This window comes from Bradyrhizobium sp. S3.7.6 (assembly GCF_054061875.1).
Genome location: NZ_JBSSEQ010000001.1, coordinates 281,772 through 295,520, shown reverse-complemented (window position 1 = coordinate 295,520; position 13,749 = coordinate 281,772). Strand labels below are relative to the sequence as shown.

At 65.9% G+C, this 13,749-nt stretch carries 9 protein-coding genes and 1 pseudogene; 4 read left to right on the top strand and 6 right to left on the bottom strand.

From position 1 onward, the window contains the following. Positions 1 to 60: 60 nt before the first annotated feature. Both ACVJ5M_RS01480 and pyrE read right to left on the bottom strand, forming a co-directional pair. Positions 61 to 843, bottom strand: coding sequence for a DUF2865 domain-containing protein (locus ACVJ5M_RS01480; RefSeq protein WP_038959907.1), 783 nt, complete (start codon positions 841 to 843; stop codon positions 61 to 63). A gap of 232 nt (positions 844 to 1,075) precedes the next feature. Beyond that, positions 1,076 to 1,639: an orotate phosphoribosyltransferase gene (gene pyrE, locus ACVJ5M_RS01475; RefSeq protein WP_456679235.1), complete on the bottom strand. Its 564-nt coding sequence runs from the start codon at positions 1,637 to 1,639 to the stop codon at positions 1,076 to 1,078. 171 nt (positions 1,640 to 1,810) lie between these two features. Between pyrE and ACVJ5M_RS01470 the strand changes: the two genes are divergently transcribed. Further along, entirely contained in the window at positions 1,811 to 2,437 is a 627-nt protein-coding gene (locus ACVJ5M_RS01470; RefSeq protein ID WP_038959906.1) for a glutathione S-transferase family protein, read from the top strand. A gap of 170 nt (positions 2,438 to 2,607) precedes the next feature. On the opposite strand, the gene ACVJ5M_RS01465 is transcribed toward ACVJ5M_RS01470, so the two are convergent. From ACVJ5M_RS01465 to ACVJ5M_RS01455, 3 genes are all read right to left on the bottom strand, one after another. Then, entirely contained in the window at positions 2,608 to 3,243 is a 636-nt protein-coding gene (locus ACVJ5M_RS01465) for a LysE family translocator (protein ID WP_063979843.1), read from the bottom strand. Positions 3,244 to 3,500: 257 nt separating this feature from the next. Further along, entirely contained in the window at positions 3,501 to 6,554 is a 3,054-nt protein-coding gene (polA, locus tag ACVJ5M_RS01460; RefSeq protein WP_231143694.1) for a DNA polymerase I, read from the bottom strand. A 102-nt stretch (positions 6,555 to 6,656) separates the two neighbouring features. Continuing rightward, positions 6,657 to 7,502 carry a LysR family transcriptional regulator gene (locus ACVJ5M_RS01455; protein WP_063979841.1) on the bottom strand — a complete coding sequence of 282 codons (846 nt, stop codon included), beginning with the start codon at positions 7,500 to 7,502 and terminating at the stop codon, positions 6,657 to 6,659. 97 nt (positions 7,503 to 7,599) lie between these two features. Between ACVJ5M_RS01455 and ACVJ5M_RS01450 the strand changes: the two genes are divergently transcribed. Beyond that, complete coding sequence (locus ACVJ5M_RS01450; RefSeq protein ID WP_063979840.1) at positions 7,600 to 8,571, top strand: quinone oxidoreductase family protein; 972 nt, start codon at positions 7,600 to 7,602, stop codon at positions 8,569 to 8,571. A gap of 5 nt (positions 8,572 to 8,576) precedes the next feature. On the opposite strand, the pseudogene ACVJ5M_RS01445 reads toward ACVJ5M_RS01450, so the two are convergent. Further along, a pseudogene (locus ACVJ5M_RS01445) lies at positions 8,577 to 9,645 on the bottom strand (acyltransferase family protein). 192 nt (positions 9,646 to 9,837) lie between these two features. On the opposite strand from ACVJ5M_RS01445, the gene ACVJ5M_RS01440 reads away from it, so the two are divergent. Both ACVJ5M_RS01440 and hrpB read left to right on the top strand, forming a co-directional pair. Beyond that, positions 9,838 to 11,154 (top strand): UDP-glucose dehydrogenase family protein, encoded by a 1,317-nt coding sequence (locus ACVJ5M_RS01440; protein ID WP_231143693.1) that lies wholly within the window; start codon positions 9,838 to 9,840, stop codon positions 11,152 to 11,154. Positions 11,155 to 11,270: 116 nt separating this feature from the next. Further along, on the top strand, positions 11,271 to 13,748 hold the full coding sequence (gene hrpB, locus ACVJ5M_RS01435) for an ATP-dependent helicase HrpB (RefSeq protein WP_063979837.1): 2,478 nt from the start codon (positions 11,271 to 11,273) through the stop codon (positions 13,746 to 13,748). Position 13,749 lies beyond the last annotated feature (1 nt).

The following is a 13,749-nucleotide window of genomic DNA, read 5'->3' as shown; positions in this document are numbered from 1 at the left end:
CGGTGACAGACTGGATTGCTTCGCTGCGCTCGCAATGACGACTTTTGATTCAGTTCGGGCTTAGTCCAGCCCCGCCCGCTTCGCCGGCTTCTGTGCTGGGGTCTTCGGCACCGTCACGTCAGGCAGCGCCTCGCGCACGATCTCGACTGAGGCCGGCGCATCTGCTGCGACCGTCTCCGCGCGCACCGGTGCCACCTTCATCTCGCCGAGCCGCGCGCGGACCTGCGCGGTGAGGCCGGGGTAGGAGGCAACCGGCGTGAAGTCCGCAGCCTGGTCATTGCCGACGCGGATGCCGGTATAGGCGACGAGGCCGTCGCTGGTCGCGATCACGTCGCCGGCTTTCAGCGAGGAATCCAGCGCGAGATCGACCGGGGCGAGGCCGACCGGCTCACGGCCGTTGCAGGTGCAGTCGGCACGTAGCGCCTTGCGATAGGCGAACGCGTTTTCGCTGTCGGCGTAGCGCTCGCCGGTCTGCGAAGCGGCGCCGTCGATCGAAGAGCCGAAATAGACCTTTGTCGTGGTGGCAGGACAGAACGCCTGACACATCTGAGCGGGCGAGGCGAGGCCGCGCATCAGCGGAAAATATTTGCCGTCGCAGGTGCGCACGCAGAAGGCCGGGCCGGAGCCGCCGGCCGCCGCCGCGCGTGTCGGGGGCACATATTGCGGGTTTGCGGGATTCTGCTGGCTGGCGAAGGGATCGGCAAAGGAGTTCGACTGCTGCGGAACCTCACGCTGCGGCCGGGGCCGCTGCATTCCGCCGAAGAAGAAGTCGAACAGGCCTTCGGCCGAAGCCGGGGCTGGAACCGCAAGCAGCGGGGCCGCCAGGCTGGCGGCCACAAGCATCGCGCGACGCGCATGGGACAAGGCTGTACGCAATGCTCACTCCGACGCTACTGAACCGGCCGGAACCTTCCGAGGTCTCGGCACATGATTCACCATAGTGCTGGATGGTAAATGAGCAGTTGAGCGGAGGCGATTTCAAGTCGAGGCCGTGACCTCTTCAAGGCCGGGCACAGCTTCCGGCGGATGGTTGCTTCCGGGCAACGCCCGGGCATGGACGGACTGTCTCGCGGCCTTAAGCCTTCAGGAACTCCGACGCCTTGTACAGCGAGCGGAACGGCAGGCCGGCCGCACCAAACGTGTCGGTGGCGCCTTCCTCGCGGTCGACCATGGTCAGCACCAGCACCACCTCGGCGCCTGTCTCGCGTACGGATTCCACCGCCTTCATCGCCGAGCCGCCGGTGGTGGTGACGTCCTCGACGATCACGACGCGCTTGCCTTCGAGCGTCTCGCCCTTGGGCAGACCTTCGATCGCGAGCTTCGCACCGTGCTCCTTCGGCTTCTTGCGCACGAAGAACGCCGCGATTGGATGGCCCTTGATCCAGGAGATCTGCGCCAGCGCGCCGGCCAGCGGCACCGCGCCCATCTCAAGCCCGCCGATGAAGTCGAGCTGGTCGTCCTTCAGCGCCTCATAGGTCAGCTCGGCGAGCAGCGTCGCGCCCTCGGGGTCGAGCATGGTCGGCTTGAGGTTGAAGTAGAAATCGCTCTTGCGGCCCGACGCGAGCGTGACGTCACCGCGGCCGAAGGAGCGCCGGCGGATGATTTCGAACAGGCAGGCGCGGGAGGCAGATTTCGACACGGCGGTCCCTCGGGGCTTTTTGGAGGTGGCGGAATTTATCCGCGACGGCCGCGACATTCCAGAGGGGACCGGTCGAGTCAACAGGGATCGGCCATCCCGGTCCGTCAGTTGTGGGGGTGCAACCTTCTGGAGTAGTTGGATGCCAGATATCTCGGGGAAGGAAATGCCTGAATGACCATCGAGCTGCACACCTGGAACACGCCGAACGGCCGCAAGATCTCGGTCGCATTGGAGGAAATGGGGCTGCCTTACAAGGTGGTCCCGGTGAACATCACCAAGGGCGAGCAGATGGCGCCGGGATTCCTGAAGCTCAGCCCCAACAACAAGATCCCCGCGATCGTCGACCCCGAGGGGCCGGACGGCAAGCCCGTCAGCATCTTCGAGTCCGGTGCGATCCTGCTCTATCTCGGCGAAAAGACCGGCAAATTCTTGCCGAAATCGCTCGCCGGGCGCATCCCCGTCTATGAATGGCTGATGTGGCAGATGGGCGGCTTCGGCCCGATGCCCGGCCAGGTGCACCATTTCATCGCGCTCGAGAACGAGCAGGATCGCGCCTATGGCCTGAAGCGCTACATGGCGGAGACGCGCCGGCTCTACGGCGTGCTGGACCGCCGGTTAGAGGCCCACGACTTCGTCGCCGGCGACCTCTCGGTTGCCGATTTTGCCATCCTGGGCTGGGCCTGGCGCCACCCTCGCCACAAGGTTGAGTTGGCCGATTTTCCCAACGTCAAGCGCTGGTATGAGGCGCTGATGGCGCGTCCCGCGGTGAAGCGGGGCATGGACGCGAAGCTGGATTGAGCGGCCTTTTTCCCTCCCCCCTTGTGGGGGAGGGTGGCTCGCCGCGCAGCGGCGAGACGGGTGAGGGGTCTGTCTCCGCGAGTCCAGCTGTCTTCGAATGCGCGGAGAAAGACCCCTCATCCGGCGCTTCGCGCCACCTTCTCCCACAAGGAGAGAAGGAAGAAAAATAATCACACCTTCTTCGCTTCCACTGCCATCCGCACCGCAAGCCCGGCCAGCACCGTGCCCATCAGCCAGCGCTGCACCAGCATCCAGCTCGGCCGGCTCGCCAGGAACAGTGCGATCGACCCTGCGGCAAGCGCGATCATCGCGTTGACGCTGACGCTGATCGCGATCTGGATCGCCCCCAACACCACCGACTGCGTCAGAACGCTGCCGGCGGTGGGATCGATGAACTGCGGCAGCAGTGCCAGATACAGCATCGCGATCTTCGGATTGAGCAGATTGGTGACAAAACCCATCGCGAACAATTTGCGCGGGTTGTCGATCGCAAGCTGCTTCACCTGGAACGGCGAACGTCCGCCCGGCTTCACCGCCTGCCAGGCCAGCCACAGCAGATAGCCCGCGCCGGCGAAGCGCAGCGCGTCATAGGCAAAGGGAATGGCGAGCAAGAGCGCGGTGATGCCGAACGCCGCGCACAGCATGTAGAACACGAAGCCGAGTGCCACCCCGCCGAGCGAGACGATGCCCGCCGCCGGTCCCTGCGTGATCGAGCGCGAGATCAAATAGATCATGTTCGGCCCCGGCGTGAGCACGAGACCAAGGCAGACGAGGGCGAAGCCGAGCAGGGCGGAGGTGTGGGGCATGGGTGAACCGGTGTGGGGACGGCACGATTCTAATATGCGCCGCGCGGCGGAGCCATCGCGCAATTGCACGGAGGACAATTCCACTCGCCGGCGCGATCGGTGCGCTCCCTCGCCCCGTTCTTACGGGGAGAGGGTTGGGGTGAGGGGCTCTCTCCCCACGTGCGATCGTCGAGAGACCTGTACCCCCTCACCCGGAATCCGCGCTTCGCGCGAATTCCGACCTCTCCCCGCAAGCGGGGCGAGGTTAAGAGGTAGCCTCAATGCGCCTCGTCCCAATTCTTCGCCGCGCGCGCATCGACATGCAGCGGCACCGACAGGTTCACGGCCGGGAACGGTGCGTCCTGCATCACGTGCTGCACCACCGGCAGCGTCGCCTCGACTTCCGCGTCGGGCACCTCGAAGATCAGTTCGTCGTGCACCTGGAGCAGCATCTGTGCCGTCAGCTTCTTCTGGACCAGGGCGTCCTCCATCCGCGTCATGGCGCGGCGGATGATGTCAGCGGCGGTGCCCTGGAGCCGCGCGTTGATCGCGGCACGCTCGTTGAACGCGCGCACCGAGGCATTCGAAGCCTTGATGTCGGGATAATACATCTTCCGGCCGAACAGCGTGGTGACATAGCCTTTGCTCCGGCAGAAGTCGCGCGTCTCGTCCATGTAGGCGCGGATGCCGGGGAAGCGCTCGAAATACTTCTTGATGTAGGCGGAGGCTTCCTCGCGCGCGATGCCGAGCTGGTTGGCGAGGCCGAATGCCGAGATGCCGTAAATGATGCCGAAATTGATCGCCTTGGCGCGGCGCCGGATTTCGCTCGGCATGCCCTCGATCGGCACGCCGAACATTTCGGAGGCCGTCATCGCGTGAATGTCGAGCCCGTCCTTGAACGCCTGCTTGAGGACGGGAATGTCGGCGATCTCGGCGAGCAGCCGCAGCTCGATCTGCGAATAGTCGGCGGAGACGAGCTTGTGCCCGGGTGTCGCGATGAAGGCGCGGCGGATCTTTCGGCCGTCCTCGGTGCGCACCGGGATGTTCTGCAGATTCGGCTCGTTCGACGACAGCCGGCCCGTCGTGGTCGCGGCCAGCGCGTAGGTGGTGTGGACGCGATGGGTCTGCGGGTTGACGTAGGTCGGCAGCGCGTCGGTATAGGTCGATTTCAGTTTCGAAACCTGGCGCCACTCCAGGATCTTCTTCGGGAAGTCGTGGCCCTGCTCGGCAAGTTCGTCGAGCACCTGCGCGGTCGTCGACCATGCGCCTGTCTTGGTCTTGGTGCCGCCGGACAATCCCATCTTGCCGAACAGGATGTCGCCGATCTGCTTGGGGCTGCCGACATTGACGGGCTCGCCCGCGATCTCCTGGATCTCGGCTTCGACGCGCGCCGCGGTCTGGGCGAAGTCGCCTGATAGCCGCGACAAGACCTGGCGGTCGATCGAGATGCCGCGCCGCTCCATGCGCGCGAGCACCGACACCAGCGGCCGCTCCAGCGTCTCGTAGACCGCGGTCATGTGCTCGGCGACGAGGCGCGGCTTCAGCACGCGCCACACGCGCAAGGCCATGTCGGCGCCTTCCGCCGACAGCGGCGCGGCCTTGTCGATCGGCACCTGGTCGAAGGTGATCTTGCCCTTGCCGCTGCCGAGCAGCTCGCTCTCCTTCAGCATGGCGTGGCCGAACCAGCGCTCCGCGAGCGCTTCGATCGCGTGCGAGCCGCGGCCGGCATCGAGCACATAGGAGATCAGCTGCGCATCGTCGGCGTTGCGCAGCGTGATGCCGTGCTGCGCCAGCATCACGGCGGTGAACTTGACGTCGAAGCCGATCTTGAGAATGCCCGCCGATTCCAGCACCGGCCGCAGCGCTTCGATCGCGTCCGCATGCTTGACCTGGTCCGGCGCGAGACCCGCGTCGAACAGGCCGGCGCCGCCACCGGACTGCTTGTGCGCGAGCGGCACGTAGCAGGCCTCGTTCGGCGCCAGCGCCAGCGCGATGCCGCACAGATCGGCCTGCATCGGATCGATGGAGTTGGCTCTCGTCTCGATCGCGACATGACCGGCGTCGTGGATGCGCGCGACGAAGGCGTCGAGCTCCTTGAGCGTCTTGATCGCCTGGTATTTGCTGCGGTCGACCGGCAGCTTGCGCAGCGCCTCTTCGCGCGCGGCGGCCAGTGAAATCGGCGCGCCCTTGAGACCGGCCGACTTGTCGCCCTTGTCGCCGCCTGTTGCGGTCGCGGCTGGAGCGGCGAACAGATCGCCGGAGGTCTCTGACGTCTTTGCCTTGGCGGCGTCGCCGCCAGCCCCTGCGCCGCTCCTGTTCGACGCATCGGCATCGACATTGGCGGGATCGATCTGCGAATAGTCGGCGACGCGACGCGTCAGCGTGGTGAATTCCATCGCCTTCAGGAAGGCGATCAGCTTGCGCGCGTCGGGCTCGTGCACCGCGAGGTCGTCCAGCGGCACCTCGAGTTCGACCTTATCGTCGAGCAGCACCAGCTTGCGCGAAATCCGCGCCTTCTCGGCATTCTCGATCAGCGCCTCGCGCCGCTTCGGCTGTTTGATCTCGGTGGCGCGGAACAGAAGCTGTTCGAGGTCGCCATATTCGACGATCAGCTGCGCGGCGGTCTTGATGCCGATGCCGGGTACACCGGGCACGTTGTCGGTGGAATCGCCGGCCAGCGCCTGCACTTCGACCACTTTCTCGGGCGGCACGCCGAATTTCTCGATCACCTCGGGAATGCCGATACGGCGATCCTTCATGGTGTCGTACATCATGATCTTGTCGTTCACGAGCTGCATCAGATCCTTGTCGGAGGACACGATGGTCGTGTGGGCGCCGCGGTCGCTGGCCTGTCGCGCATAGGTCGCAATGAGATCGTCGGCCTCGAAGCCGCCCTGTTCCAGGCAAGGCAAATCGAAGGCGCGCACGGCTTCGCGGATCAGCGCGAATTGCGGGATCAGATCATCGGGCGCGGGCGGCCGGTGCGCCTTGTACTCGGGATAGATCTTGTTGCGGAAGGTGACTTCCGACTTGTCGAACACGATCGCCAGATGCGTCGGGCGGTTGTCCGCGGGCATGTCGCGCAACAGCTTCCACAGCATGTTGCAGAAGCCGAGCACGGCGTTGACCTGCAAGCCGTCGGACTTGCGGTTCAGTGGCGGCAGCGCGTGATAGGCGCGGAAGATGTAGCCGGAACCGTCGACCAGGAAGATGTGGTCGCCCTTGCCGGCCACCTTCGCCGCGACCGGTTTGGCAGCAGGCTTGTCAGCAGCGGGCTTGGTGTCGGCTTTGGCGGCGGTCTTCGGGGATGTCGTTGGGGAGCTTTTGGGCATGGCCGCAATGTATGAATTTTTGCGGCAAAAGACAGCCTCCACCGGCCTGATTTTGCAGGCGCGCACAGGCAAATCCTGGCAGCGCCGCGCTTTGCGGTGCAGTTATCGCAGGCAGCCTTCGAGGAAGCCTGCGACAGCGCGCACCGCCGGCGCGCGGCGCAAGTCGTTATGGACGATGAGCCAGACCTCGCGACTGACAGGCTTGCGGTCGGTGTTGCAACGTTCGAGCTGTCGATCGCGGTCGCCTAGAAACCGCGGCAACGCCGCAAGCCCAACGCCGGCCCGGGCCGCAGCGGCCTGATTTTCGAGGTCATTGGTCCGCAGCACGATCTGGCGGGTGCCCGCGATATCCGTCAGCCATTGCTGCTGCGGAGTGTCATCCATGCTGGCATCATAAGCGATAAAGGCGAACGCATAAGGTGGCGTCTCCTTCAGATAGGACGGCGCGCCGTAAAGGCCAAACTCGAAATGGCCGATCTTGCGGGCTATCAGCCCGGCCTGTGTCGGACGAGAGAGGCGAAGCGCCAGATCGGCCTCGCGGCGGCTGAGCGAAGCCGTTCGCTTCTCACCGATCAGCTTGATGAGGATGCCTGGATACTGCTCGCGCAACTGCATCAGCTTTGGAGCAATCAGGATATTGGCGAGCGAGGGCGGCGCGCTGATCGAGATCTCCCCGTCGAGTTCCGGCTTCGCTGCCCGTGCCGCGCGCTCCACCGCGAAGGCGATCTCCTCCATCTGCGCGCCAATCGCCGCAATCCGCTTGCCGTCCTCGGTGAGAACGTAACTGCGTGGTCGGCGATCGACGAGCTTGAGCGAAATGGATGCTTCCAGCGCGGCGACGCGGCGGGCTACCGTCACATGGTCGACGCCGAGACCCCTTGCCGCCGCCGACAGGCTTCCCTCGCGCGCCAGAGCCAGGAAATGATGCAGGTCGGACCAATCGAGCATTGTGCAAAATATCACAAGACAACTTCAACTTTGAGCAGTTTCGCAGAATTTGGATTGATCCCATAGTCTCTTTTATTGGCAACGAAAGGGACGAGTCATGGCCGAGATCATCAGGTTGAAGGCACCAGGAAGCGTGGAGCAGCTCGAACTGGCAACGGTCGCTCTGGGACCGCCGGCGCGGGGCGAGGTCCGGCTCCGGCAGACCGCAATCGGCGTCAACTTCATCGACATCTATCAGCGTATGGGCCTCTACGCGCTTCCAGCCGAAGCCGTTCCCGGCGTCGAGGCGATCGGAGTTGTTGCGGCGCTCGGCGAGGATGTAACGGGTCTCAAGGTCGGCGACCGCGTCGCCTACGCGGGAGCGCCGGTCGGCGCCTATGCATCCGAACGAAACCTGCCGGCCTGCCGTTGCGTGAAGCTGCCTGAGACGGTAGCCGACGAAGCGGTGGCTGCAGCGTTCCTCAAGGGGATCACGGCGCACATGCTGCTCGATCGTGTCTTTCCTGTCGGTCGTGGCACAACGATTCTCGTCCACAGCGCCGCCGGCGGGCTCGGTCAGTTGCTGACCCGCTGGGCCAGTGCACTAGGTGCCGTGGTGATCGGGACGGTGGGATCGCAGACCAAAGCCGAAATCGCCCGAGGCGCTGGTGCGCATCACACCATCGTTGGGCGGGATGCCGATTTCGCTGCCGCAGTCGCGGATATCACCGGTGGGCGTGGGGTCGACGTCGCCTATGACGGCATCGGCGGAACGACCTTGCAAAGGACGCTTGGCTGCGTGAGGCCATTCGGTGTGGTGGCGAGCATCGGTCAGTCCGGCGGTCCGATTGCGCCGATCGATGTCAACGACCTCGGGCCACGTCGCAGCCTGATGTTGGCGCGTCCAAGCGTCATGGCCTATGTCAACGATGCCGCGGAATACCGGCGTGCGGCCGAGCGCGTGCTCGCTGCGCTGGCGGATGGCGTCCTGCGGTCGACCGGCATTGCCTACGGCCTCCGTGATGCTGCGCGGGCGCAGGCCGACCTCGAGGCCGGGCGCACCGCCGGGGCTCTCTATTTGGTGCCCTGATCGACCTATTCCGCGGCCTGCAACCGCACGCCCGACTTCTTCGGCGCGATCCAGAATGTCTCTGGCCGTTCGAACAGGAAGTCGGCGTGCAGCCGCAGGGCGGTCTGCCAGATCGCGAGCGACCCGAGCACGCCAACGATGGTGACGATCAGCGATACCGTGCCGATGTCGGGAATGACGCCGGTGCGCAGCAGTAGCGTTCGTGTCGCCGCCATCGGCAGGAAGAAGGCGAGGTAGATCACGATGGAATGCTCGCCGCAGGAGCGGAAGAAGTTCAGCCATTGTGCGCGGGCGAGCAGCGTGCCCATCGTGATGATAGCGCAGGCGCCGGCGAAGCCGAGCACGAGCGAGACGATCTTCCATTCGCTGGCGCCAAGCGCGACGAGGCCCGCATTGATCAGCGCCCAGGTCGCAAGCGCCGCCAGCGCAAGTGCGGGATGCTTGCGCGCGCGATCGGACAGCGCGAACACGTAAGGCGCGAACAGATATCCCGAATAGAAATAGACGAAGCGCGCGCAGAATTCGTCGATCGCGGTCCAGCCGGTCGAGATGCGCGCCGTCTCCAGCGCGGCAGCGATGAGCCAGATCGCCAGCGGCGGGACTCGCCGTGTCAGTTTTGTGACGACGAAGAAGATCGGCAGCAGGTAGATGAACCAGAGCGTGCCGAACGGTTCGACGAAGGATTCCAGATACAGCAGGCCGGCCTCGCGCCAGCTCGTCTCCGCCGCGAATGCCGGTGCCTTGAAGCCGAACTGGATTGTCACCCAGACGACATAGAAATAGGCGAAATGCACCACCTTGCGGTCGAGATAGGTTCGCCAGTCCCGATCGATCACCAATGGCAGGAACAGGCCCGAAATCAGGAAGAAGTCCGGCATCCGGAACGGCTTTGCGAAGGCCACGGCGACATGCATGAAACCGGTCTGGCCGGCCGCGATCTCCACACCCCAGCACCGAGTGCATCATCACGACCATGACGATGCAGACGCCCTTGGCATAGTCGATCCAGTCGACACGCGCGGCCGGGGGGGCTTTGGAAAGCCCGCTCGCGGCGATTGTGCCTGATAGTGCCATGGTGTCCCGTTTCGAGGCGCGGTCCGCCCGGCTCTGTGCGGACGTGGCGCAGTGTGAAGCCTTGCGGTTTAAGGTTTCTTTACCGGTACAATTCGCGTGCCGGTTTTTGCATCCGGGCTGTTCTCTCCCCTCAGGAAAATGCTAAACCGCTCGAGTTGGGGTTTCGTTAACCAAGCTGGAACAGGGTTTTTCATGCGAATCGCGATGATCGGAACGGGCTATGTGGGACTGGTGTCCGGCGCCTGCTTTGCGGATTTCGGTCACGACGTCACCTGCGTCGACAAGGACGAGAAGAAGATCGCGGCGCTTCATCGCGGCGAGATTCCGATCTACGAGCCCGGCCTCGACGAGCTGGTCGCGACCAACGTGAAGGCCAAGCGGCTCGACTTCACCGCCGATTTGTCGAAGCCGGTCGCGGACGCCGATGCCGTCTTCATCGCGGTCGGCACGCCCTCGCGCCGCGGCGACGGTCACGCCGATCTGTCCTATGTCTACGCCGCCGCGCGCGAGATCGCGCAGTCGCTGTCGGGCTTCACCGTCGTCGTGACCAAGTCGACCGTCCCGGTCGGCACCGGCGACGAGGTCGAGCGCATCATCCGCGAGACCAACCCTGCGGCCGACGTCGTCGTCGCCTCCAACCCCGAATTCCTGCGCGAGGGTGCGGCGATCCGCGACTTCAAGTATCCCGACCGCGTCGTCGTCGGCACCTCCGACGAGCGCGGCCGCAAGGTGATGGGCGACGTCTATCGCCCGCTGTCGCTGAACCAGGCCCCGCTGATGTTCACGGCGCGCCGCACCGCCGAGATGATCAAATACGCCGCGAACGCGTTCCTCGCGACCAAGATCACCTTCATCAACGAGATCGCCGATCTCTCGGAAAAGGTCGGCGCCGACGTGCAGGAGGTCGCGCGCGGCATCGGCCTCGACAACCGCATCGGCACCAAGTTCCTGCATGCGGGTCCGGGCTTCGGCGGCTCCTGCTTCCCGAAGGACACCAAGGCGCTGATCAAGATCGCGCAGGACTATGACGTGAACTTGCGCATCGTCGAAGCCGTGCTGGCCGTCAATGAGAACCGCAAGCGCGCGATGGCGCGCAAGGTCAGCCAGGCGCTCGGCGGTAGCTTGCGCGGCAAGACCATCGCCGTGCTCGGCCTCACCTTCAAGCCCGACACCGACGACATGCGCGATGCGCCGTCGATCCCGCTCGTCACCGGCCTGATCGACATGGGCGCGACGGTCAAGGCCTTCGATCCCGTCGGCATGGAACAGGCCAAGGGTGAGTTGCCGAACATCACCTATTGCGAGGACGCCTATTCGTGCGCGCAAGGCGCCGATGCGCTCGTTATCGTCACCGAGTGGGTGCAGTTCCGCGCGCTCGATCTCGGCCGGCTGAAGGCGACCATGACGCAGCCCGTCGTCGTCGACCTCCGCAACGTCTACCGGCCCGAAGACATGGAAGCCGCCGGCTTCACCTACGAGAGCATCGGGCGTCCGCCGGTGCAGGGCTGAGGGACCACTGCCGCAACGATTTCGTCATGGCCGGGCTTGTCCCGGCCATCCACGTCTGTTTCTAGTCGAAGACGTGGATGCCCGGCACAAGGCCGGGCATGACGAATGGATAGGCCTTGCCCCGCAGCTTCGACACGCCCCTCCCGATCGACGCCGTGCTCGACGACCTCTCGCGCACGCTGGAGGCGCATAATTCGGCTGTGCTGGTGGCGCCGCCCGGCGCAGGCAAGACCACGCGGGTGCCGCTGGCGCTGCTGGATGCCCCTTGGGCCGCGGGCAAGAAGATCATCGTGCTGGAGCCGCGGCGTATCGCTGCGCGGGCGAGCGCCGAGCGCATGGCCAAGTCGCTTGGCGAGCGGGCCGGCGAAACCGTCGGATACCGCGTCCGCTTCGGCTCGAAGATCTCGCGCGCGACGCGCATCGAGGTGGTGACCGAGGGGATCTTCACCCGCCAGATCCTCGACGATCCCGAGCTCTCCGGCATCGCGGCCGTCCTGTTCGACGAATTCCACGAGCGCTCGCTCGATGCCGACATGGGCCTCGCGCTGGCGCGCGACGCGCAAACCGGCCTGCGCGAGGATCTGCGCATCCTCGTGATGTCGGCAACGCTCGACGGCGCGCGCGTGGCAAGGCTGCTCGGGGAAGCGCCCGTTGTCGAGAGCGAAGGCCGCGCCTTTCCGGTCGAGACGCGTTATCTTGGCCGCAAGGCGGATGCGCCGGTGGAGCGGCAGATGGCGGATGCGATTGCGTCCGCGCTGCGCGCCGACGGCGGCTCGGTACTGGCGTTCCTGCCCGGCGCCGCCGAAATCCGCCGCACCCAGAATTTCCTCAGCGAACGCGTCCAGGATGCCAGCATCGAGATCGTGCCGCTGTTCGGCGCGCTCGACGCTGCCGTGCAGGACCGCGCGATCGCGCCCGCGCCGAAAGGCACGCGCAAGGTGGTGCTGGCGACCTCGATCGCGGAGACCTCGCTCACCATCGAGGGCGTGCGCATCGTGGTCGATTCTGGTCTCGCCCGCGTGCCGCGCTACGAGCCCGACATTGGGCTGACGCGGCTCGAGACCGTGCGCGCTGCGCGTGCGGCGGTGGATCAGCGCCGCGGCCGCGCCGGCCGCACCGAACCGGGCGTCTGCTACCGGCTCTGGGACGAGCCGCAGACGGCCTCGCTCGCGCCGTACACCCAGCCGGAGATCCTCAGCGCCGACCTCTCCTCGCTGGTGCTCGACCTCGCGCAATGGGGCGTCGCCGATCCTTCGGCGCTGTCATTCCTCGATCCGCCGCCGCTGCCCGCCTGGAAAGAGGCGAAAAGCCTTCTCTCCGAGCTCAATGCGCTCGATGGCGACGGCCGCATCACCGCCGAAGGCAAAAGCCTGCGCGCGCTGGCGCTGCCGCCGCGGCTGGCGCGCATGATCGTGGATTCGCATCGCGTGGGCAGCGGCGAAGCCGCCGCCGAGATCGCGGCCATCGTCACCGAGCGCGGGCTCGGCGGCGACAGCGTCGATCTCGAGTACCGGCGCGATCAGTTCCGCCGCGATCGCTCGCCGCGCGCCGCGAGCGCGCGCGATCTCGCGCGGCGCTGGGCTTCGCAGGTGGCGGCGTCGGAGAAGGCCGTAACCGGACAGGATGATCTCTCGACCGGCCTGATGCTCGCCTACGCCTTCCCGGACCGCGTCGCGCGCAATCGCGGCAATGGCACCTTCGTGCTCGCCAATGGTCGCGGCGCCGCGGTGGAGCAGACCTCGTCGCTCGCCCGCGCACCCTACATCGCGATCGGCGAGATGACGGGCACGGCGGCGAGCGGCCGCGTTCTGCTGGCGGCGCCGATCGGCGAGGACGACATCGAGCGGCATTTTGCCGAGCATATCGAGACCGTCGACGAGATCTCCTTCGACCGCGGCGCGATGGCGCTGCGCGCGCGGCGCAAGCGCGCGCTGCATGCGATCACGCTGTCTGAGGCGACACTCGCGGTGTCGCCTTCGGAGGAGACCGCGCGGATCTTCGCAGATGGGCTGATTGCCGCAGGTCTCGACCGGTTGCCCTGGTCGAAGGCCGCAAAGCAGTGGCGCGACCGCGTGATGTTTCTGCGCAAGGCCGAGGGCGACAGCTGGCCCGATTTGTCCGACGACGGACTGATCGCGCGGCGCGACGACTGGCTGGTGCCGGCGCTCTACGACAAGATCGCACTGAAAGACATCTCGGCCGGCGATCTCTCCGACGCGCTGATGGCGCTGTTGCCCTGGGAGATGCGCGCAAGGCTCGATCGCGAGGCGCCGACGCATTTCGAGGCGCCGACCGGCAGCGTGCTTGCGATCGACTATGAGGCCGAGCAGGGGCCGACCATTGCGGTGCGGCTGCAGGAATTGTTCGGGCTCAACACCCATCCGTCGATCGCCGCCGGCAAGGTGCCGCTGGTGCTGGAATTACTGTCGCCGGCGCAGCGCCCGGTGCAGGTGACGCGCGACCTCCCCGGTTTCTGGCGCGGCAGCTACGCCGCGGTGCGCTCCGACCTGCGTGGCCGCTACCCGCGCCATCCCTGGCCGGAGGATCCGGCGAGTGCGCTGCCGACCCGGCGGGTCAAGCCGCGCGGGACGTGAG